The following is a 21,602-nucleotide window of genomic DNA, read 5'->3' on the forward strand; positions in this document are numbered from 1 at the left end:
GCGCTACTCGGTCGGGACGTCGGCGCCGCGAATCGGTTCGACGAGGTCACCGACGATGTGCTGGGCCCGGCGGCGCTTGGCGAGCAGGACGTCCATCTGGGCGTCCTGCCATTCGGTGGTCCGGCGGCGCAGCCGCTGCTTGGCCTGGCCGCGCTCGGCGACCCGCTGCTCCTGCTCGGTGCGGGCCTGGGTGGCCAGGCGCTCCGGCTCCCGGTACAGCGCGACCCGCAGGTCGCCCTCCAGGCGCAGGCCGTCGGTGCACTGCTTCGCCGGGTCGGTGCAGGCGGCGCAGCGGCGACGGTGCGCCTCGTAGGTGCTGCGGGCGGTCTCGGCGGTCGGCGCGGCCGGGGTGAGCTGGTGAAGCGCCGGGACAACCGGCGTCTTCACCTTCTTCAGGACGGTGGTCGGGCGGCGGGCGGCGACGTCGGCGACGGCCTCGGCGCGCCGGGCCTGCCAGACCACCAAGGGGATGTCGATGGTGAACAGCCGGTTCGAGTTGCCGCAGCGGCGAGCACCGGGGGTGCCGGCCTTCGTGGTGTGGTGCGGGACGAGCTTGAGCTGCTTGGTGCCCTTGTGGGTGGTGAGGGGGCACCAGGTCCCGCACTCGGGGCAGGCCAGACGGTCGAAGCGGGGCACGCGGTCTACGGCCGTGAGCGGCAGCTCCGACAGAAGCAGCGCCGGCCGGGCGGAGACGGTCGTGGTGCGGGTCTTGGTCTTGCGCTTGGCCGAGAGGGGCGCGGTCGGGGTGGTCATCGTGACTCCTCGTGGGTGCGGAGGGAGATGAGGGCTGCGTCGCGGTGCTCTCTCCGGCCGCCAGGCCGACCGGGGGTTCCGGTGCCCTGGCGAGCGGACAGCGCATCGGCGCTGCGGGCAGTCGCGGGGGTTTGGTGGAGCTACCCTGCGCCCACTCGGGCGGCGACTACCTGCACAAACACCGTTCTGACTCGGAGATCACTCTCCGTGCCGGTCGGCACACTTTGAAGCTACTAGCACTACAAGTGCGAGTCAAGAGTCTGAGTGTTAGCTAGCACTTTGCTGTCCAGTGTGAGACTCTGTCCATGACGTAATGGGAGATAGAGAGGCCAGCTCATGCCCAGCGGATATGCACTGACAGTGCGCTTCACCCTGCGAGACGCCACGGCTGCGCGGCAGTTTGACGACCTGGTGGCGCAGACTGCCGCAGGCATCCGCGCAGAGCCCGGGACGCTGGTCTACGCCGTACATGTCCCTGTCGACGAGCCGTTGGTAAGGGTTTTCTACGAGCTCTATGCTGACCGCGCCGCGTTCCAGGCCCACGAGGATCAGGCGCACACCAAGCACTTTCTCGCGGCGCGCGAGCAGTTCCTGGCCGGCGTTGAGGTGACGTTCCTCGACGAGTTGGCAGGGCTTAGCAAGCGTCCCGGAGCGGAGTGATGATGAAGCCCACGGGAAGGAACGTTGATCCACAGGACCGTGCCTTCGGGCAGCGCGTCCAGAAGTACCGCAAAGAGCGGGGACGGACCCAGGCTGAACTCGCCGCAGCGCTCGGAAAGACGAGCAGCTGGATGTCACAGGTGGAACGAGGCATCCAACCCGTGCAGCGGGTTGACCTCCTCCAACAACTCGCTGACGAGCTTGGCGTGTCTGTCCAGCAACTGCGCCCGAGCGCTCCGTCAGACCTCGGCGGGCAGTCATCGGCTCCCGCCCCACTCGCACTGTCCAATGACCTGGATGAGACGCGCCGACTGCTCTCCGGACACCCGGCACTCCGCACGCTGCTGTCTGGCAGCGGCGATGGCAGGCCCGTTGAAGCGCTACGCGGCGATGTCGACGACCTCTGGGAACTGACGCACGGGGGACAGTTGGCTCAGGTCAGCACCTTGGCGGTAGACCTGCTCCCCAATCTGGAGCAGGCTGCCCGCTCCGTGCCTGAACAGGAGCGCGCCGAGCTGTACCTGCTGCTCTCCCGGGCCTATCAAGCCCTGTCGGCTGCGTTCGTACGCCAGGGCGAAGCCGACGCCGCTTGGGTGGCCGCCGATCGCGCCGTCTTCGCCGCGGAACGATCCGGTGAGCCGCTCCACGTCTGCGCCAGTGTGTTCCGCATGGTCCAGGCATTCGTCCGACTCCGCAGTCTCGGCCAAGCCGAACATGCCGCCCGGACAGCCATCGAAGCCCTGCGAGAGCAGGGCGACAGCTCGCCGCAGGCGCTCTCCGTACTCGGGTCCCTCCACCTCGCACTGGCGTTGGTGCACGCACGTGCCAGTGCCCGAGCCGAAGCCAAAGAGGAGATCAATGAGGCCCGGACGATCGCCACTCGACTGGGTGAGAACAGGAACGATTTCAACCTGGAATTCGGACCAGTCAACGTCGAGATCCAGGCAGTGAGTACCGCTGTCGACCTCGGGGACGCAGGAGAGGCACTGGACATCGGCCTCGCCATCAACACCGACGGCCTGTCGCCTGAGCGCCAAGGTCGGCTGCTGATGGACTTGGGGCGAGCCCACGCGCAGAGGCGCCACGGAGGGGAAGCCCTCGACTGCCTGCTGCGCGCCGAAGCCGTCGCGCCGGAGACCATCCAGACCCACCAGGCCGCTCGCGCCACCATCCATGAGCTGGTCCTGATCGCAGGCCCGAATGCCCCGCGAGAGCTGCTGGACCTGGCAGAACGGGCTGACGCTCTTGATTAGGGCCACGGCGAGAGTCAGAACCGCCTCGGCGTTCCGCAGGCACGTCGGCAAGGGGCAGCTCGCGGAGCAGCTGGCGAACGAGGTGATCCGAGCGAACACCGACTTCGACGGGACCGAGCGGGCTCCCATGCACATCGCTGAGGCCCGGGTGACGCTAGATGTGGTCGCGGCCCGCGAGGACGACCTGGGCACCGCGCTAACTTACGGCGAGCGGGCGTTGCAAGGTGATCGCCAATCGCTGCCGTCGCCGGCGATGGTTTCCGCCGACCCGGGCCAGGTACTCCGCGCCCGGTACCCGCACGCACCGGAGGCGGTCGAGTTCATCGCGCACCTGCGTGAGCTTCGGAGTTCCCGATGAACAGCACGAACATCGACACTTCGAACGGAAGCTGCGTCTACCTGGTTACGGGAGCTGCGGGCGGCCCTGTGAAGATCGGCTGCACCACGGATCTGCAGCGCCGACTCGCAGCGCTGCAGTGTGGCTCCCCCTTTAAGCTCCAGCTCCTAGCTACGTTCACGGGCGGCCAGGAGCTGGAGGCGGCGCTCCACCGCTTGCTTGCCAGCCACCGTCTTGAGGGGGAGTGGTTCGACCTCGCTGGCAAGGACCCCGTTGAGGTTGTGTCTGATCTTGTAAGGCAGATCAACAAGGGCAGGCTGCCGAGGCAACAAGCTGCTCTTGTTTCCCAGCCGTTCCGGCTCGCGATCTGCGCCTGTGGGCACCGGGCCCAGAGCCACGGCTACCGCAGCATCACGGTCAATGGCAGCTTGATGACCTGTAGCACCGATCTCTCCTACTCGACCGACAACGCGGATTGGCCCTGTCGGTGCGCCGGTTACGACGGGCCGGGAGGCGAGACAGCCGTACCTCAGCGGGAGGCGACCGATTTGCCGCCCTCCCGCTACTCCGTCGCGGAGCGCCTGGCTGACGGCAGCTGGGGTCCGGAGCGACCCCTATACCAAGATCCTGCGAGCCTCTGATGAACCAAGCACCAACGGGTATGCCGTTCAGTCAGCGTGCCACTCCGTCAGGTCGACACGGAGGGTTGGCGCTCACATGCGCCGCGTGGCGAGGGAGTAGTCTGATCCCCGGCAACGATCAATACATGGTTAACCCCCGCGAGGCTGCACTCCGGGGGCACGGCCGACGACCTAACTGGGCTGGTCTCGACATGTATCAGGGTACCCAATCCCACCCTCAGACACACAGGCGGCACCCCGCCGTAGAGGCGACTGCTTCTGAGTCGCTCCGGCGGGGTGCCGTCGTCGGTGTGTGCGGCCGCACCTCTCCCCCTGAGGGGGTTGTTGAGGTGACATAGCCGACTGCGGGCGGCTCCTGACCGGTTCCACCCGGTCTACACCGCCCGGCCGCTTCCCGGTCCTGGTGTTCCACCACCAGCCCTACGCGGCTTTCACTTCACCGCTCTCCGAGTTCCACCTCGTTGAGCGAGGGCCCGACCTCCGGCTACCAACCGGATGGTCAGGCGATTTCTTGGGTTCCTAGGCCCAGCACCCCGAAGGGCGCCCAGCGCCCGAGGGCGCTTTCACGTGCCCACCTATCGCTAGGAGGCTTTGTCATTTTGCAGCACCGCTCTGCGGGCTGCCAGTCTCGCCGTCCCTGTGGTGCCACTGTCGGTGCCACTGGCTTCGGCGTCCCTGGCACTGTGCTCAGTCGGCCCGAGGGCCGTTTTCCCGCTTCCTGCCTGGCCTCTCGCAACGGACCGGTTAGCGGACCAGTTGTCGGACGCTCACCGCGCCGTCAGTCGCGTGTGACACAGATCACTCTTCTGGGTGAGGCTGTCGTGTCGCACAGCGGGGGGTTCTCAGCCCTTGTCTGTCGTGTTCGATCCGTCGACGTTCCTGCCTCCGCCCCGCTCCCGCTGTCCTTCGCCGTCCTAGCGGGGGCGGCAGTGCCATCGTGCCCGGGTACTCCCAGTGTCCGGTCGGGAGGTGTTCAGTGAGCGCGGCGGTCGCGATGGTCCCGGGCCCGCCCCAGGAGTCGGGCGCCGCCGCCCCGGTATCGACCCGGGTCGGGTGGGTACCGCAGGAGCAGCAGCTGGTGTCCGGGACGGCCGGTCGGGTCGCGCTGGACGGGTATTCCTGGCGGCAGGCCGCTCACTGGGTCCACGGGGCCGGTCTGTACGTCCCGACGCACGGCCCGCGGTTCGGGGAGACGACGCTGCGCCTGGTCGCGGTGCTGGCGGAGCTGACGCCGTGCCGGCCGTCGATCGCGTTCCTGATGCGGCGGCTCAAGTGCAGCGAGCGGACGGTGCAGTACCACTTGGGCATCCTGCGAGCGACCGGGCTGCTGGCCTGGCGGTCGGTCGGCACCCGGCTGCCGATGACAGAGGGTCAAACCCGGGTGGAGAGCCTGGCGTCGGAGTACGAGCGGCTGATCCCACCCTCCTACGACCAGGCGCTGGGGATCCGGACCGCAGGCGAGGGACTGGAGCGCCGGATGGTCGGCATCTCGCAGGAGGGCCGGACGGTCATCGCGGAGCTCGGGAAGAAGGCCGCGAAGAAGCCCCGGCGGGTCCGCCGCACCGTTCGTCACAGCAGCACCGGACGGGCCGTCAGCACCTCGCGTTGCACCCCAATGGTGGGTGGTACCACCCACCTGGTCAGCTCTTCCTCCGTGGGTGATCAAAAGACTACGGGCGTCGCCCGTGCCACGAAGTCGATCACCAGGAAGAAGCCCGCCAGGCGACCGGCGGAAGAGCGGCGTCGGACGGTGCTCGACCAGGTCGTTACCGCCGCGATGATGGCGGCTGGCGACCGGATGGCCCGGGTGGTCTTCCAGCGGGTGCCATGGGTTCGGAAGGCCTCGCACGATCAGCTGCGCTGGGTCCTGAATGACCTGGTCAGCAGGGGTTGGGACGCCCAGCAGGTCGTGGTGTGGCTCGGGGAGATCGCGGCCCAGTACGGTGCCGGCCTGCTGTGGCGTCCGGAACGCCCGCAGGGGCTGATCGCCCACGCGCTGCGGACAGAGGCCGAACAGGCCGCGTACGAGAGCGGGTTGCCGGTCGCGGTGGCCCTGGCCGAGCCGCACGAGGAGTTCGCCCAGGCCCTGGCCCAGATGCGGGCCGCCGAGGACGCGGAGCGCGCCGGGCAGGACGTCGTCGAGCTGGACCAGGACGTCACCGACGAGGAAGTCCGCTCGCTGCGCCAGCAGGTGTGGGAGGAGTGGAAGCTCTACCAGGACACCTCGCTGTTCGAGTCCTTCGAGCTGATGGCCGGTCCCGCCGAGGCCCAGCGGGTCTTCGGCCCCCGGCTGTACCACCACCTGCGCCAGTACCTGACCGGTCGAGGCGGCCGGCCCGCGTGGTCCGCGTGAGGGGGAGTGCATGATGAACACTCACCGTTCCACGAGGGACGGCGCGAAGGCGGCAGGCGGGCGAGGAGGGGACCGGATGGCAGGGGCGGACTACCGGCAGGACGGGTTCGCGGCGGACTGGACGGGCACCCGCCCGCCCGCCGCCGCGGGACGGGTTCCCCGCCCGGCACCTGCGCCCGCCGGGCCGCCGAAGTCGGTGTTCGGGCCCTCCGCCGGGTACCTGCTCCAACTGCGGTGCAGCTACTGCCCGGGCGACCCGGTCATCGAGGTCTACCGCAACGTCGACGCCCGCGGATCCCTCGGCCAGACCGACACCGACCGTTGCATTCGCTGCCAGGGCCGCCTCCTGGCCCACCCCCACCCCGACGACCACCTCTGCGCGACCTGCCGCATTGAGTGCGCCGACTGCCGCGCCCCCATTACCACCGGCGAGCAGCGCCGAGGCGGCCTGTGCCACCGCTGCCGGGGCGAGTGCCGCACCTGCGGCGCCCCCGCCGCGAACGTGCTGTGCACACTGTGCTCGACCTCCACGCACACCGACCCGTTCGCAGCGGTGATGCATGCCTTCCCCGACGCTCTGATCGTCCTCGTCAGCGGCCGCTTCACCGCCCAGGTGATGACCGTGATCCGGGAGGAGATCGCCCGCGTCGGCCACCAGCGCCTCGGCGACCGCATCCAGCGCCGCTGGTGGCGCTACTGGGCGCACCTGCCGCTGGCCGACAACCAGCCCGACGTCTACACCCCCGACCAGTGCGCCATCAACCTGGTCAGCCCGAACGGCTGCTCCGACGACGACTGCGAGGACGGCTGGCTGGTGGACGCGGACCGGGTTTGTCCGCGCTGCGCGCCGCCGGCCGCGGTCGTCGACGGCCCGCACCAGGCGATCCGGGACGTCCTCGCTGAAGCCGGTGCCGACGCACTGCGCGCCGACCCGCGCCGGGCCCGCGCCGCGGCGGAGGCGATCCGTGAACAGATGCGGCGAGCCCACGGCGTCTCCCGCAACGACCGCAGCCCGGTGCGCAAGAAGGAGAAGAAGGAAGGCGTCCCGGAGTACCGGCCGGCGCCGTTCACCCGGCTGCGCGAGCCCGCCGACGCCTGGCCCCCGCGCGAACCGGACGGCGACGACAGCGTCGTGCTGAAGACGGTGGAGTCCGCCCGGGAGGAACTGCCGGACTCCTACGAGGCTGCCCTCCAGCGGGCCCGGCGCGAGCGTGCCGCCCGCGGCAAGCGCCCCCGCTCTTCCTGATCCCCGGCGGCTGGGCTGTACCGGCGTCGTGTCCGGATTGGATCTTGCTGATCCCGAGGCATGGATCAGCGGGTGAACGTCGAACGTGGCTACACTACGGCGCCATATAGATACATATGGCTACCGGATGGAGTGATCGGTGGTCGCCTGATTAAAGGGTGGGGCGGAGTATGGGCAAGCGGGCGCGTCGACGTTGCCGGGAAGCCGTGGCCAAGGCCGCAGCGGTTGTGGAACCGACGGTTCTGCAGTTTCCCCACGGCGAGGAGCCGGTCCTCCAGGTTGAAGTTGCCCCCGAGGCCACTGCCGAGGACCTGGCGCTGGTCCACCGCTACTGGGACCTCACCACCTACGGCTGGCGATACAAAGTCCGCGAGCTGGGCTCAAGCCAGGTCGTGCTGAACACCATCACCGCGTACTCCCGGGCCTTCCTGCTCAGCGTCGGGTGCTCGCTGTGCAGTGAGCCGATCGCGATCGCCAACCGGTCGGCCGGCACCGTTCTGGCCGGCCCCACCCTGACCGAACCCCGCGCCACCGGTCTCTGCCCCGACTGCATGGAGCAGCACGCAGCCGTGAAAGCGGAGCAGCGGCGCCTGGCGGCGCAGCAGGCCGAGCAGGAGAAGAGGAAGGCCGAGGAAGCGGAGAAGGAGCTGCGTGAAAGGGTCGTCGCGTGGACAACGCGGGAGCGGGAGGCCCCGTGCGTCGCCGAGACGGTGGACGGCAATGCGGAGTTGGTCCTGCTGCTGGCCCTGGCAGAGCAGGCGCGGGCCGGCCGGTCGAAGCCCTTGCCGTCGTTGTCGTCGCTGGAGAGCGGGTGGACCGGTGACATGGAGCGTGACGTCGAGGCCCTGACGAGCCTTCACGACCAGGGGCTGCTGGTGGTCGACCCGCAGTCCCCGCTGTCCGCGTTCCAACTGGGGGAGAACGGTCTGATGTATGGACCCGCCGAAGTCCTGTGGAATCTCAAGCTCGGCCCGGACGCCACGATCGACCTGGTCGCAGCAGTCTGCGCTCGGCGGGCCACCGCGATCGGCCAGCAGGCGGCGACCGATATCCAAGCCCTCGCCCGGCTCGTCACCACCCTCGAGGCCACCCACGTCATCGACTACCTGAACTCCCTGCTGACCAAGAAGTACGGGTACCCGCCGGTACCGGAAACCCGCGAAGTGGAGCTCTTCGACACCATCGTCGACGGAATCACCGGCGGGTACACCACGGGGCAGATGATCGCGATCGCCTGGCGCGCTGCGGATTCGGCGGCCGCGTGGAAGGAGCGCAACGCGCGGATGGGGCCGCCGGAGGCATCCTCGGCGACGGTGACCATCGCTCGCAAGAAGCTGGACGACGCCCGCGAGCGCCGCCAGCCCGTCCCCGAGTACGAGCCGCCGCGCTGGATGTCCGTACCCGCCGCACTCGGTGCGGCCCGGCGGGTACTGGAGGCCGTAGAAGGCCCCCGTCGGCGGGATCGGATCGCGGCCTGCGACCAGTGCGACATCAACGGCTTCATCTCGAACGAGGTCAGCGGCCGCGAAGTCGCCAGTCGCTGTCTCCACCTGCCTGCGGCCCGCCGCCCCGATGACGACCACGTTCCGGCCGACAGCTGAGAACATCGAGCAGCACCCACGCCTCCATGCGCCCTACGAGCCGACGAACAGGGGAGTAGTCCGCCAGCGGGAGGCGTGCAGGATCCGGCCGATCCTGCACGAGTCCACGGCTCCACGTCGCCGCAGGGCGCTCGCCGCCCGCACACCTCCTGGCGAGGCGATCTTTGCTGGGCACCGCGCACTCAACTCCGAGGGTGAGCGCGAGGGACGACTGCTGGCCGGTCCCACGGCGTGCGCGGACGCGTACACGCCCCCTTCTCGAAAAGAAAGAGGAGCAACGATTCTGCGCGCAATAGAAGCAGATTTATTTCGCTAAATCAGGCGACCTATTCCGCGCATTCGAACCCGTGTCTAAAGGTGGGAATTATTCTGTCAGAGGCGGTTCCTACTCTCCGGCCATGGCGAATGGCGTTTACCACACCGCGTACGACATCGAGATCAACCTCACCAAGCCCGACCTCGGCTGCCCGGGCTTCCCGGAATTGCTGCGGGAGATCACCGCCCCGATCGACCAGCGCGAACGCGAGCTCCTGCAGTGCCTGGAGCACCACCGCGAAGGCGTGTGCCAGTCCGAGGAGGACGGCCGGTCCCCGTGGATGACGATCCGACGGCGAACTGTCGACAACGTGACGACGTGGGTGGCCGCCCACCTGCCGGTCCGCGGAGTCCCGACCCCCGATGAAAGCGACAAGCACAAGGCGATGAAGGAACGCATCGCACGGGTGGCGGAGCAGCACGGGCTGCGGGCGGAAGTCGAGGCGCGGGCGACGGACGGGCGGATCCGCACCGACGTCCTGGTCACCGGCGAGGCCGGCCGGATCGGCTGGGAGGCCCAGTACTCGCCGATCAGCGCCGAGACGGTCCGTCGCCGTTCGCGGGCGGCCGCCGACCACGAGATCGTTCCGCTGTGGGTGACCAACAGCACCGCCTCCGCGGTCATCGAGCGGGCGCCCTGGGCCCGCGTCGACGACTTCAGCTGGAAGGAGATCGCCTCGGCCACCGCGATGATCGTGCGCGGCGGGGTCCGCCACCTGCAGCAGTGGAAGTGCCTGCGCAGCAGCGAGCGGGCCTGCCCCGTCAACGGCAGCTTCTGCGGCCTCTTCCACGCCCAGTGGCACCTGGCCGCCCTGTGTCTGCCGGCCAAACCGCCCACCGACGTCGACACCTTGGTCGTCGCGAGCGCGGACGGCGAACTCGTCCCCGTGCGCGTCGCCGGAGGACAGCGCGATTCCCGCGCCGTCTCCCGCATGTGGGTGCCCGCCCGGGACCGGGACCGGTGGTACGACATGTACGGCGACCCCGGCGAGGAAGCCGCAGACGTTCAGCAGCCTCCGGACAAGGACATCACGTACACCCACCAAGAACTCGACCCCGTCTGCCGCTACGGCGACGAGAGCTTCGTTCCCCGCAACAGCCCGCGGCCCCGGCGGGACACCTCGGCCGGGGCGGGTCTGCGCACCTTTGCCGAGGTTCCCCATCGGCTGTTCACCGTGCCGCGGCAGGACCACCGCCTGGACGCCACCGAGGTCCAACGCCGCGCCGCCGCCCTCACCCAGGGCTGCATGCCCTGGCAGATCGGCCCGTGCGCCGGCTGCGGGACACCGATCAACCGGTACGGCGACGGCGGCGTCCACGCCTGCGACACATGCCGGGTGAAGATCCCCCGGCGGTGATCTTCTTCCTGGGAGCGTCGACGGGGCGCCCCGGCTCCCGGCACGGTCGGTCGTCCCTGCGGATCAATCCGGCGGTTCCGACAACGGTGCTCAGCTGCCGCGGCACCGGAGTCGTCCTGTGGCGCGGTTCGATCGGGACCTCGGTTGCGCGCTTTATCCGGGGGGGTCGGGCTTCATCACGGGCCAGGGGCCATCTGCGGTCGTCAGGCAAGTGAGACACGCGGGAGCTGTGGGTCAGTCTGCCAAGTATGGGCTCGTATATACATCAGTGGGCCACTGATTGCCATAGGTGAGCAGAATCTCTTTGCGCTCACCATAGGATGCTGCTGTGGACAATACGACTCTGCAGGGTCACATCACCGTCATCGGACAGCGCGGCCGCCTCATCCTCCCGGCGGCCCTCCAGCAGGCCACCGGTATCGAAGAGGGCACGCGCGTGGTCCTTCGCTCCTCCGAGAGCGGTGTCGTCACGGTTGAGCCGCTCAGCGCGGTGCCCGACCGCCTGCGCCGCACGGTGGGCCCGATGCTCCCCCTCGGGGGGACGGTGAGCACGCGGTGGGGGGGACGGCCCGGGCTGCCCGCCGGAGTGCTGCCCACCGACGTGCTCCCCCGCCGCAACGCGCCGAAGTGGTCCAACGCGATCGGCTACGCGGAGACCAGTGGCACCGACCTCCTGGCGGTGCTCACCGCCGGCGCGGTGCTGGCCTGGCTCGCCGGCCCGGCCGATCCCGCTAACCCGGCCGACCCGGCCGCCCCGATGCCCGCCGTACTGCCCTACGCGGTGCTGCCTGAGCAGGCCGTCACCCAGTTCGTCACCGCCCTCGCGCGTGCCGGATGTACCCGCGACCAGGTCGCCACCGTGCTGGCGGACCTCCAACTGCTCGGCCTCCGCCTCGCCGCACCCGGCATCGGGCATACCGACCTTGCCGAGGACACCGTCACCGCCCTGGAGCTGGCCACCGCCGCCCGCGACCGGGACGGCGCCGAACTCGACGCCACCGACGCACTGTGCGCGGCCGTCGCGCTGCGGCTCGGAGTTCTACTTCTGGCGACAAGCTGACGCCTCACCGCCGGGTCGGTGGCCTCGGCGCCATGGACGATCACGAAGCTCTCGAAGGTGCCGCTGACCTGGAGGAGTTTGCCGTTCTCGCCCACCACCGCGCCGCCGAGCCGGTGCTGGAGATCGAGCGCGTCGTGCCGGACGGGGCGGGCAGGACGCGGACGGTGGTCCTGCCCCGCCATTGGGCCGGAGTCGACGTCGCCGACGGACGGGGAGCCGGGATCGGCTGATTTCTCTTCGCGGCTGGTCATCAGCGGACGGTGTGCGGGCTGCGGCGCGGTTTGCGGGGGCCGGCGCCGGCGGTGGTGCACAGCATGCCGGGTTCGGCCTTGCAGCGTGGGCAACCCCGTTTCATCGCCTGCCGGTAGGCAAGCACGCTGGCGAAGCCCAGGTTCCACGAGCGGGGGCGGTGCGCCAGCTGCTGGAGGATCGGCGCGGCGGGGTGGGTGCGGCAGGCCGTGCCCTGGCGGGCGTCGCACAGCCAGCAGTCCCGGTCGCACACCGGGCAGCCAAACTCGTCGTCGCGCAGCAGCAGACAGCAGCGCATCTGCGCACCGTAGGGGCCAAGCGGGTTGGCGTACAGGTCGTGCCAGTCCGGCTCGACCTGGTCCCACCCCTGCTCCCACGGGGCCCCGCCGTGTATCCGGGCCGGCCCGCGCTCCGGTGGAAGGGTCGGACCGGGGCCAGCGGCGGCGCGGGCGGCTCCGGCCCGGATCGGGTGGACCTGGTCGCGGCCGTCGCACATCGCCCCGGGCGCCGCTCGGCACCGCGGGCACCGCACCGTCAGCGCGTCGGCCTTGGCCGCGTTGCTCATGGGACGGCCGGTGCGGGGCGCAGCGCGTTCAGCACCGCGGCCGGGCTCCAGCGGCCGGTGGCGCCGGGGCGGGTGGCGAGGTAGTCGGCTGCCTGTTCCGGGCTCCAGCCGTGGGCTTCGGCGAGGCCGGTGGCGAAGTTGGCGAGGTAGGCCGCGGACGGTGCGTTGAGTTCGGCGTCCGCGAGCGACCAGGGCGCGGTGAAGGTGAACACCGGGACGCCGTCGATCGCGCCCGGGCACACCAGGGTCTCGTAGCGGCCGGGACCGAGCCGGTCGCTGCCGAGCTCCAGGGCGCGGGTGAGGTCGAGGTCGGTGTCGGGCTCTTGGTGCATCTCCTGGGCGGCGATGTCGGAGAACTGCTCAGCGGTGACGAGGTAGGCCCGGGCGGGCATCTCGCCGTCGGCTGCCGGGTCGTAGAAGCCCATGCCGCCGGTCCACACCGTCGACTCCAAGGCAAAGTACAGCGTGCCGGGCAGCAGCACCGGCAACGTCCGTTCGGGCAGCCGACCGTCGCGGCAGCCCGGGTAGGTGCGCGCGCCACCAGGCGGTCGGCCGCCGGCGATGTAGTAGGCGAGCCGGTCGGCGTGCATGTTCGACCCGTACGCCGCGTACCACACCAGCGGGGTCGAAGACGGCGCGGTAGTCAGCGGCTCCGCCCGGCGGACCTGCGGCCCGAAAGGGGCGGTGGAGAGGTTGATCGCTTTCATGTCGCAGAAGGTAGCCGCGATCTGACGTGCCGTGCGGAGTTTCCGTCGGCGAAGCGTGCCGGGCCGGGACGTTCTGACGGTGAAGGGTGATGATGCGGTGGCTGCGTCGTGAGGGTCGGTGGGCGTTCCTGCGGGGCGCAGAGGTCCGGGGGGAGTTCGGCGGGTTCCGCGCGTGGGCGTTGTTCTTCGGTGCGGGGTCGGGAGTTCTTGTCGGGGCCATGCTTCTACAAGATATGACCTGATTCGTCAAAATGACGGACCGTCAGATCTTGTGGCTAAACGTGATGTGCATCACGACGATCGGGAAACCCTCCTGGTCAAGACGCTGAGTGCTGGGCCAGTAACGCAGAGTCGAAAAACTGATCGGTCCCGACCCCGTGGAATGGCACTGGCCGCGTCGGTTCACCTCATGAACCGACGCACCGTCCGGCACTGCCATACCGGTGCGCACCACCGGACAGACACGACACGGAGAGCACAGTGATGCACCAGGTGAGGGACCGATCGGGCAGCCTGCGGCCGCCCTCCACGCCTGCCCGCCGCACCCCGCCGGCCGCCACCGGAAGGGGCGACCGGTGACCACGGGCTTCGACGAGCGCACCGGCCCCGACGCCGGCCCCATCCCGAACACCCTCGAGGTGTTCATCCGCACGAACTTCCGCACCTGGCTCCGCGTCGCCATGACCATCCTGCACAGCCGGGATGATGCCGAGGACGCCGTCCAGAACGCCCAGCTGACCATGTACCGGCGCTGGGACCGGATCTTGAACCTCGCCACACCCGACGAGATGCGCGCCCTGGCCATCAGCATGGTCAAGGACAGCGCGATCGACGCCGTCCGGGCCCGCACCCGCGAGACCAACAAGGTCTCCCGCTACGCCGTGCTCGGGGAAGTTCCCGGAGACCAGCCCACCCCACTGGGCGACGAGGTCCTCGACCGCTCCGGCCTGGCCCTGACCATGGCCCTCGACGACCTCGCCCACACCGCCCCCGGCTACGCCGCGGCCGTGCGCCTGCGAATGTTGGGCCTGCCCTACGCGGAGATCGGCGCAGCGTTGAAGATCGCCTCCACCACGGCCAAGGCGTGGGTCCACGCGGGCTGGAACTACCTCGACAGCACCCTCAATCCCGGTGACGACCAGGAGACCCCCTCATGACCGACCTTCACGACCTGCTGGAACGCGAAGCCGCGCGCATCGACGAGGAGCTGACGCACTATGACGCCGCCGCGGAAGACGCGTTCGTCCGGAAGTTCGCCGAGCGGGTCGCTACCGAGCAAGCCGACCAGCGGCGAGCGTCCCCCGCCCGCGCCGTCGGGCACCGGTCCAGCGGGCCCCAAGGCGCCGCCGGGCCGGCCCCGGTTACGGCCGCCCCGACGGCCCGGACCACGCCCGGCCGGACCGAAACCCCGCTGAGCTCCGCCGCCTGCCGGGCGGAGCTCCGCCTCCAACTGCACCACCTGTGCCGGTCGATCACCGCAGCCGGTTCCGGGAAAGCCCTCCAGGGCGAGCGTGCCCTCGAAATCGGCTGCGCTTTCTACACCCGGGGCAGCGAAGCCATGGCGGAATGGTGGTGGCGCTCCGCCGCCGACGGGGGCGACGAGAGCGCCCCGCACCTCCTGGCGGTGCTGCTCACCACGATCTGCCGTGAGGAGGAAGCCGGGCAGTGGCGCAAGCACGCCGAAGCGGTGGGACTCACCGTCCCGGACGCCGACCCCGGCGAGAGCGAAGCCGGACCGGAGGCCGAGGACCAGTGGCCCGTGCCGCTGCTGCCCCTCCCGGAACGTCTTTCCGACCTCGAACCGGGGATCCTGAAAGCACGGGTCCTGTCCGGCCGCAGTATCCGCAGAAGGGCCGTACCGCGGTCGGCCAAGGGCATCGGCCCCTGCTGAACGCCAGCGCCGTCCCGCCCGCGCCAACTGTCTGGAGAAACAGCGGATCCGGCCGTACGGGCAAGCGGGTCCAGGGCGCTCCTCCCACTAGGGTCGGCGCGGCCGGACAGTGGAACTCGACCAGCGGACCACCGGCGCCGACCTCGAACAGCACCACGAAGACCCCGGACCGTCGAGCGTCTGCCCGTCCACCCGCGCCTGGACAGCCCTGTCCGCTCTTCATACGTGATCCGCCGTTGAGCATCGGCCGTTGGCCGATCCGGCAGTGCGTCGCCCGATGGCGACCCTCCGCTCCGCTCCGGGCTGCGGGGCTGCGCCCCTTGCGCGGTCCCCGGGGGGCTCCTCCGGACCCCGCCCCCCGGGGCTCGGTTCCGCCGGTCGGTCCGGTCCCCTATCAGCCGCCTGACCACCTAGGTTGCCCAATCTCGACCACGTCCTGCCCGGCCCTTTATGGAACAGGTCGATCAACGATGGAGGAGACATCAGCTACTGGAAGGCCGCGGTGTTGAAGCGGAGGACGCGATCAGCCTTCTACGAGGAGGACGGTCCCTTCCTGGAAGGTGACCACGCCGCCTCCGGTCCGGAGGACGCCGACGGCCCTTCTGCCGAAGACCCCCATTGGGCTGCTGCGGTGCCTGAAGACCAACCGTGGCGTGTGAGCCGTGCGGGTGGTGTGGGCAAGGAGCGGCTGCTGAGGGGACAACCACCCGGTGGTGCAGGTTATTTATAAGACGCGAAACGCTCTGACCTGCAGAAATGTGCCCCGTTTTGTACCCGTCCCTGGACAAAACCCGGCCTGTTTTGTACCCGGGGCAGAACAAAACGAGGTCGCTGACGACTCCTGGGACCCCTGCGTTTTGTACCCGCCACGGGACAAAGGCGTTACCTGCTGTGATAACGTCCGGTTGTTGATCGTTGAGAGGGGAGGATCGTGGCCAAGACACCGCCGCCCAGCATTCCCAAGGGGATGCACATGGTCATCCGGCCGACCAAGGACGGCCTCCAGTGGTCGCTGAGGCGCTCCTCCGGGTTCGACTTCGTCGCGGACGGCGAGGCCTTCGGCTACGTGCTGGACGCGACCCTGCTGCACAAGCTGCTCGCCGGGATGGACATGCCCGGTACCTGGTTCCGCACCTGGCACGCCTTCAGCTCGCTCCAGGCCGTGGCCGACAAGGGAGAGATCAAGGCTACCCAGGAGGTCCTCGCAGGCATCTCCGGTCTGTCCCGCACCCACATCGCCGAGGCGATGACCTACTACATCGAACTCGGCTGGATCCGCCGGATCAAGAACGGCCGGTACGCCCTCAACCCGTGGTTGACGTTCAGCGGCAACTCCGCCGAACAGGAACGCCAGCAGAACGCCTGGATCAGGGCGGCCGGGGAGGAGTTCACCATCCCGGCCCCCGACCACCCGGCCCAGTGGCGCGCCGCCCGCGAGGAAGCCCGCGAACAGTCCCGTCGGCAGAAGCGCACCGCCGAGCGCAGCGAGACCGTCGTTCCCCTGCGTCCGCGCCAGCGCAGCACGCGTTCGCGTCAAGACACCGCCAGCAGCACCGCCTGATCAAGCACAACGTCATACTGGGAATGCACGCCAGTTCCAGCCGCGACGGGAGATGACATCGTGACTACCTACGTGCCGGAGATCCCCACCGACGCCGCGCCGGTGACCATCCGGCGTGAGGTCTTCGGGATCCTCGCCCTGGTCGACCTCAGCAACCCGGCCCGCCGGCTGCTGGACGTGCTGCTGTCCCTGCACGACGAGGACACCGGAGCCGCCGAGATCTCCCAGCGGGAGATGGCCGCGGCCCTCGGCACTGCGGTGCCCGCCGTGAACCGTGCGGTGCAGCAGCTGCGGGAGACCGGCCTCGCCTGGCAGATCGAGGGCGGCCGCTACCAACTCCACCCGCTCCTGACCGGGGGCGCCGTCGCACTGCCTGCGACCGCCGTCCCCGAGATCAAGGCCGTGGAGCCGGCGGCGTTCACCGAGCAGCGCCGCGAGCGCTACACCGCCCAGATCGCCAACCTCGGCCAGCTGCCCACTCCGGCCTGACACCACCGACCACCGAAGGGGCCTGTCGAGTCGACAGGCCCCTTCGTGTTACCAACACGGATAACACATTTGTCCTGTGGCGGGTACAGAACGGGGCAGCGCGGGGCGAGACGACGGAGGACGACGTGGGGGAGATTGACGCAGGACTGGAGCGGGCGGGGCGCACGAGGCCGATTCCGCAGGGGGTGCCGGCCCGGCTGCGGCACCTGCTCAAGGGTCCGGCGAAGGGCAGCACGCGGGCGGTCGCGGTCGAGCTGGGGTCTCGCAGCGGATGGTGCAGCGGTGGCTGAAGGGCGCCTCGGTGCCGAAGCCGGACGCAGCCCGGCGCATCGAGGAGCGGGTGAGAGCGACCTGGCAACCGCGCGTTCGGCAGCGGGTGCGGCGCCAGGCGGAGTCGGCGGGGTTCATGCTGCACGTCCAGGCCCAGTTCGGCTACAGCGCGGCGGGCGGATCGACGGACGACCCGCGTGAACGGCTGATCACCCAACACCTGCCCAACACCTGCCCAACACCTGCCCGGCGACGTCGCCCGCGAGCTGTACGCCGCCCGGGACGCGGGGGCTTCCGAACGGGAGCAGGAGCGGATCTTGGCCGCCGGCCTGCAGGAGCACTACTTCAAGGACCGCGGCCGCCTCGCCGACGGCCTGACCGCCCAGATCAGCGACCTCGACTGGGTGGAGATGGAGATCTGACACCGTCCGGCACCGGATCCGGGACGGCCCGGGGCCGGTTCCCCCGCGCTCGTCGACGCGGGGGAACCGGCTGTCACCCTAGTGCCGGTGTGAGCGGGTTCAGTCGGTGCTGCGGTCATCGAGGACGACCCGGGGGCCGTTGCCGCTTTCCGGCTGGTCCTGCTCGCTCCGCGGCCGGGTGGCGGCCACTACCTCGGCGATGCGCTCGTAGAAGGTGACGGCCAGCGACCAGGTCTCGATGTCCCGGGGCTGGTCGACGCCGCGGTGCACGGTGGCGTGCAGGGCGTTGAGGAGCGCGACGGTGGAGCGCCCGGACAGGTCGGTGGTGAACGGCTTTTCCGGGTTGGGGCGGTCCCAGTCGCGGGAGCGCTCCTCGGGGGTGTGGAAGTGCGAGGTGCCGCCCGGGGCGACGGCGCGCACCTGCTCGTTGAGGAAGTCCCAGGTGTGGGGGTGGCATTCGAGGGTCAGGGTGTGGATCGCGCCGGCCTTGCGCAGGGTGCTCACGTGCGCGGACCACGCGAAGGCGGGCGGGATCAGGTCGGTGGTGCCGCCCAGCAGCTTCTCCCCTTCGCGGCGGTCGGCGGCGGGGCTGGGGGTGGTGGGCTCGGACACGGTCGCGTTCTCCTCGGTGCTGCTGGTGGACGGGGACGGGGTGTCGCCCGGGACGGCGAAGTGGAGGGTGTTCGGCGGGCCTTGCGGGTGGGGCACGGCGGGCTGGCCTTCGAACTCGCCTGCCGGGCCCGCGCCTTGGGCAGGCCCGGCAGGCTCGCGCTCGCCGGACGCCGACGCGGCCTCCGGACCGAGGGAGCCGGTCGCCGCCCGCAGCCGCAGCTCACCGAGCTCCTCCAGCAGTTCCTCGATCCTCTTCTGCTGAGCGCCGGATTCCCGGTGGTAGCGGGCGGACTCGCTCTGCTCCTTGCTGATCACCCCGAGCAGCTGATCACGGTGCGCCCTGAGCTCCGCCAGTACGGCCTGGGCCTGCTGTTCGGTGTGGTCGGGCAGCACCTCGACCAAGCCCTTGATCGTGGTGGTGTCGTCGAGCAGTCGGGCGGCCTGGCCGAGGAGTTGCTCGACGTTGCGGCCGGTCTGGGACACGTTCCTCCCTTGGGTCTGCGGCCTGGTTGGTGGCCGCGGCTGCACCAGCGTGGAGTTCGCGCACCCACCGCGGGGGCCGGAGTCGGGGGTGTGACCGGAAAGCAGATAATCACTGTCCGAATCTGGGTAGCTACAATTTGTTCTGGCGGGCCGTCGGTAATCGAGGGGCGAGACTGCCGGGAGCGTGCCGAGCGGGGGGATCGGGGCGCTGGTGCCGGTGGTGGCGTACGGCGCGGCAGAGCCGGCGCTGCGGGTGGACGCGGTGTGGGACCTGAGTGGGCTGGTCGACTACGACGTGCCGGAGGAGGAGGCGCCGGCCGCGCCGGGGGTCGCTCGGGTGGTCGACGCGATGGTGTCGCCGGCGCGGGTGCGGGCCGCGGGCCACCTGGTGGTGTTGGCGGTCGGCTGCGGGGTGTCCGGCGCGCACTCGCGGCCGCTGGTCCGGGAGGTCGGGCGGCGGCTGGAAGCGCAGAGCCTGGACGTCGCGGTTCGGCACCGTGCTGCAGGGGCCGGTGGTCGGCACGGTCACCGGGGTACAGATCAACTACGGCTGACGCCCCGGGCCGGGCGGCGCTTCGTCCGGCCCGGGAGGCCGGTCACTCCTGGGCGGCGGCGAGTTCGCGGATGGCGGAGGCGACGTCGAGCAGGGCGTAGGCGACGGCGGCCAGACCTTCCCCGATGGCGTCGGTCTGCTTGTCCTCGCCGAATCGGCCGGCGGCCTTCGACGCGTAGTTGGCGGCGCGGTCCTCGTAGTTCGACATGTGGTCCTCCCCTTGATCGGCAACCTGGCGAGCCTGCCCGGCGGCGGGCACGGTTATGCGTTGGTCGTTCATGCGGGAGGTCCGATGGCGAACTGTCGGACCGCCGTCGGGTAGGGCCTGACGGACTGAGGCCTGACCTGTGTGTTTGTGGCGTCAAGGCCCGATCCTCGGGAGCTAAGGCACGGAAAACCGTGCCTTAGCTCCCGGCTGCTGGCGACGTCGGGAAACGGATCCTGACCTGCACGCTTGCCATCACTTTCGGTTGTTGTCCGGGCACCCCTTGCGATCATGTATCGAACTTCATATGCTGTATAACAGTTCATACATCAGTGATTCGGAGGGACCATGACCACCGCCTCAAACCGGGACGGCACGGACACGGACGGGGAGATCGTCACCCTGGGGATCGGCCTCACCCCCGTCCAGGGCGCGGCCGTGCCCGAGGCCGCCGACCTCGTCGAGTGGGTCGGTACCGCGTTGGGCGCGCTGGCGCTGTTGCGCACCGGGCAGGACGCGGCCGGGCGGCCCTACAGCGCGGGGCCGGCCGACTGGCACCTGGCCATCCGCACGATCGAGTACCGCCTGCTGCCCCGCCTGGGCGGCATCCGCGACGCCGCGGTCCGCGCCCACGCCGCCGCCGGCGGCACCGTCGCCGACCTCGCCGCCGCGATGGGCGTCGCCCGCGCCACCGCCCAGCACCGGCGCAAGGCCGTGCTCGACCGCGGCGTCTCGGATGCCGCCGAGCACTGGGCCGTCACCGGGAGCCCCTGGGACGCGGCATGGACTCACACCGCCGACGTCGTGGTCATCCGGGAGGGCGCCATCCGCAGCGTGCTGCTGATCGAGCGCGGCACCGACCCGTACGCCGGTCACGACGCCCTGCCCGGCGGCAGGGTCGACAAGGGCGAGAGCGCCCTGGAGGCCGCCGCTCGCGAGCTCGCGGAGGAGACCGGCATCACCGTTGCCCTGGCGAACCTGCATCGGGTCGGCGTCTACGACCGTGTCGGCCGCGACCCGCGCGGCCTGTACAGCTCCACCGCCTACGCCGTCACCGTCCCGGCCGGCACCCAGGCCGAGGCCGCCGCCGACGCCGCCGCCGTGCGCTGGGTGCCGGTGGACGAGCTGCTGGCCGACCTCGCGGACGGCTCGGCCGACCTCGCGTTCGACCACTCGGCGATCCTCGCCGCCGCGCTGCGCCTGACCGGGGACCTGCGCACCCCGGTGCGCTGACCGCCACCCGCACCACGAACCCACCGACCAACAACCACCGGAGGCCACCATGTTCGGTTTCGGCAAGAACACCAGCGGCGGCAGCGAGCCGACGCGGGAGCAGGTCGAGGAGGTCCACAACCGCTGGGGCCGGGCCGTCCAGGACCGCGACAAGGCCCAGATGGCCATCGACGTCCACGGCCGGCGCGACCGCTGGTACAGCAGCCCGCAGACGGTCACCGCGGCCCTGGCCGCCCGCGACCAGGCCGCCGCCGAAGCCGCCGACGCGGCCGCCGAGTACCGGCAGCTGCGCGACCGGCAGGCCCCCGCCGCCGACTGGCGCTCCGGCCTGCCGCGCTCCGTGCGTCGGCACCTGGGCTGACGCCCGCTCAAAGATCCGGGGCGGCCGTCATCCCGCGAAGAAGTCCGGCCGCCCCGCCCACCACCGACCAGCACTCTGACCGGAGGCACCGCCCATGATCCCGCACCACCCCGAGTACGCCACCACCCTGGCCGCCATCACCGCCGTCCACGGCCCCGACATCGCCCGCCTCGCCGCCGCCGGACCCGCCGACGTCACCGCCGGACTGTTCGAGGCGATCGAGACCCTGGAGACCGCGGGCTACTGGGACCAGGCCGAGCCCCTGGAGAACGTCCTGAACCTCCTGACCGCCGCCCAGGAGACCGACCCCGACCGCGCCCGCGCACTGCTGGAGCGCGCCGACCGCGCGCTGCGCACCGCGCTGCCCGCGATCTTCGCCGCCATCGGCGAGGAGGGCCCCGCCGCCCCGGCGCCCGCCGCGGCG

General features: G+C 70.4%; 22 protein-coding genes. 17 read left to right on the top strand and 5 right to left on the bottom strand.

The genetic code is table 11. From position 1 onward, the window contains the following. Positions 1–3 precede the first annotated feature (3 nt). Positions 4–753 (bottom strand): hypothetical protein, encoded by a 750-nt coding sequence (locus ACWEO5_RS31995; protein WP_452165655.1) that lies wholly within the window; start codon positions 751–753, stop codon positions 4–6. A 336-nt stretch (positions 754–1,089) separates the two neighbouring features. Between ACWEO5_RS31995 and ACWEO5_RS32000 the strand changes: the two genes are divergently transcribed. The 10 genes from ACWEO5_RS32000 (at position 1,090) to ACWEO5_RS32045 (ending at position 11,807) form a co-directional block, all read left to right on the top strand. Further along, a complete protein-coding gene (locus tag ACWEO5_RS32000; RefSeq protein WP_452165656.1) occupies positions 1,090–1,413 on the top strand; it encodes a putative quinol monooxygenase in 324 nt (107 codons plus the stop codon). Further along, positions 1,413–2,666, top strand: coding sequence for a helix-turn-helix domain-containing protein (locus ACWEO5_RS32005; protein WP_452165657.1), 1,254 nt, complete (start codon positions 1,413–1,415; stop codon positions 2,664–2,666). Before ACWEO5_RS32000 ends, ACWEO5_RS32005 begins: the two co-directional genes overlap by 1 nt. A 127-nt stretch (positions 2,667–2,793) precedes the next feature. Then, on the top strand, positions 2,794–3,024 hold the full coding sequence (locus ACWEO5_RS32010; protein WP_452165658.1) for a hypothetical protein: 231 nt from the start codon (positions 2,794–2,796) through the stop codon (positions 3,022–3,024). Further along, positions 3,021–3,644 (top strand): GIY-YIG nuclease family protein, encoded by a 624-nt coding sequence (locus ACWEO5_RS32015; RefSeq protein WP_452165659.1) that lies wholly within the window; start codon positions 3,021–3,023, stop codon positions 3,642–3,644. Before ACWEO5_RS32010 ends, ACWEO5_RS32015 begins: the two co-directional genes overlap by 4 nt. A 976-nt stretch (positions 3,645–4,620) precedes the next feature. Then, positions 4,621–5,997 (top strand): hypothetical protein, encoded by a 1,377-nt coding sequence (locus tag ACWEO5_RS32020; protein ID WP_452165660.1) that lies wholly within the window; start codon positions 4,621–4,623, stop codon positions 5,995–5,997. A gap of 76 nt (positions 5,998–6,073) precedes the next feature. Continuing rightward, on the top strand, positions 6,074–7,243 hold the full coding sequence (locus tag ACWEO5_RS32025) for a hypothetical protein (protein ID WP_452165661.1): 1,170 nt from the start codon (positions 6,074–6,076) through the stop codon (positions 7,241–7,243). 206 nt (positions 7,244–7,449) lie between these two features. Then, complete coding sequence (locus tag ACWEO5_RS32030) at positions 7,450–8,844, top strand: hypothetical protein (protein WP_452165662.1); 1,395 nt, start codon at positions 7,450–7,452, stop codon at positions 8,842–8,844. Positions 8,845–9,242: 398 nt separating this feature from the next. Further along, positions 9,243–10,517, top strand: a complete 1,275-nt coding sequence (locus ACWEO5_RS32035; protein ID WP_452165663.1) for a competence protein CoiA family protein — start codon at positions 9,243–9,245, stop codon at positions 10,515–10,517. 328 nt (positions 10,518–10,845) lie between these two features. Continuing rightward, a complete protein-coding gene (locus ACWEO5_RS32040) occupies positions 10,846–11,577 on the top strand; it encodes an AbrB/MazE/SpoVT family DNA-binding domain-containing protein (protein WP_452165664.1) in 732 nt (243 codons plus the stop codon). Between the two features lie 32 nt (positions 11,578–11,609). Then, positions 11,610–11,807 (top strand): hypothetical protein, encoded by a 198-nt coding sequence (locus ACWEO5_RS32045; protein ID WP_452165665.1) that lies wholly within the window; start codon positions 11,610–11,612, stop codon positions 11,805–11,807. Positions 11,808–11,827: 20 nt separating this feature from the next. Here the strand turns inward: ACWEO5_RS32045 and ACWEO5_RS32050 are convergent, their stop codons facing one another. Together ACWEO5_RS32050 and ACWEO5_RS32055 are read right to left on the bottom strand one after the other, a co-directional pair. Continuing rightward, entirely contained in the window at positions 11,828–12,391 is a 564-nt protein-coding gene (locus tag ACWEO5_RS32050; protein ID WP_452165666.1) for a zinc finger domain-containing protein, read from the bottom strand. Beyond that, positions 12,388–13,098 (bottom strand): histone deacetylase, encoded by a 711-nt coding sequence (locus tag ACWEO5_RS32055; protein ID WP_452165667.1) that lies wholly within the window; start codon positions 13,096–13,098, stop codon positions 12,388–12,390. Before ACWEO5_RS32055 ends, ACWEO5_RS32050 begins: the two co-directional genes overlap by 4 nt. Positions 13,099–13,673: 575 nt before the next feature. Between ACWEO5_RS32055 and ACWEO5_RS32060 the strand changes: the two genes are divergently transcribed. The 4 genes from ACWEO5_RS32060 to ACWEO5_RS32075 all read left to right on the top strand — a co-directional run bounded on the left by ACWEO5_RS32060 (position 13,674) and on the right by ACWEO5_RS32075 (position 17,039). After that, positions 13,674–14,255 carry an RNA polymerase sigma factor gene (locus ACWEO5_RS32060; protein WP_452165668.1) on the top strand — a complete coding sequence of 194 codons (582 nt, stop codon included), beginning with the start codon at positions 13,674–13,676 and terminating at the stop codon, positions 14,253–14,255. Further along, positions 14,252–14,989: a hypothetical protein gene (locus tag ACWEO5_RS32065; RefSeq protein ID WP_452165669.1), complete on the top strand. Its 738-nt coding sequence runs from the start codon at positions 14,252–14,254 to the stop codon at positions 14,987–14,989. Before ACWEO5_RS32060 ends, ACWEO5_RS32065 begins: the two co-directional genes overlap by 4 nt. Before the next feature lie 931 nt (positions 14,990–15,920). Next, entirely contained in the window at positions 15,921–16,550 is a 630-nt protein-coding gene (locus tag ACWEO5_RS32070; protein WP_452165670.1) for a replication/maintenance protein RepL, read from the top strand. A 60-nt stretch (positions 16,551–16,610) separates the two neighbouring features. After that, positions 16,611–17,039 (top strand): helix-turn-helix domain-containing protein, encoded by a 429-nt coding sequence (locus ACWEO5_RS32075; RefSeq protein WP_452165671.1) that lies wholly within the window; start codon positions 16,611–16,613, stop codon positions 17,037–17,039. Positions 17,040–17,830: 791 nt separating this feature from the next. Here the strand turns inward: ACWEO5_RS32075 and ACWEO5_RS32080 are convergent. Then, complete coding sequence (locus ACWEO5_RS32080) at positions 17,831–18,826, bottom strand: hypothetical protein (protein WP_452165672.1); 996 nt, start codon at positions 18,824–18,826, stop codon at positions 17,831–17,833. 596 nt (positions 18,827–19,422) lie between these two features. Further along, positions 19,423–19,587: a hypothetical protein gene (locus tag ACWEO5_RS32085; protein WP_452165673.1), complete on the bottom strand. Its 165-nt coding sequence runs from the start codon at positions 19,585–19,587 to the stop codon at positions 19,423–19,425. 345 nt (positions 19,588–19,932) lie between these two features. Here ACWEO5_RS32085 and ACWEO5_RS32090 point away from each other — a divergent pair, with 345 nt between their 5' ends. The 3 genes from ACWEO5_RS32090 to ACWEO5_RS32100 form a co-directional block, all read left to right on the top strand. Continuing rightward, a complete protein-coding gene (locus ACWEO5_RS32090; protein WP_452165674.1) occupies positions 19,933–20,817 on the top strand; it encodes an NUDIX domain-containing protein in 885 nt (294 codons plus the stop codon). Positions 20,818–20,866: 49 nt separating this feature from the next. Then, the gene (locus tag ACWEO5_RS32095) at positions 20,867–21,178 is read left to right on the top strand and encodes a hypothetical protein (RefSeq protein ID WP_452165675.1); all 312 of its coding nucleotides are present in this window, start codon (positions 20,867–20,869) and stop codon (positions 21,176–21,178) included. 94 nt (positions 21,179–21,272) lie between these two features. Next, on the top strand, positions 21,273–21,602 hold a 330-nt coding region (locus ACWEO5_RS32100; protein WP_452165676.1), incomplete at its 3' end, for a hypothetical protein.

The sequence above is a fragment of the Kitasatospora sp. NPDC004272 genome, from assembly GCF_053603035.1.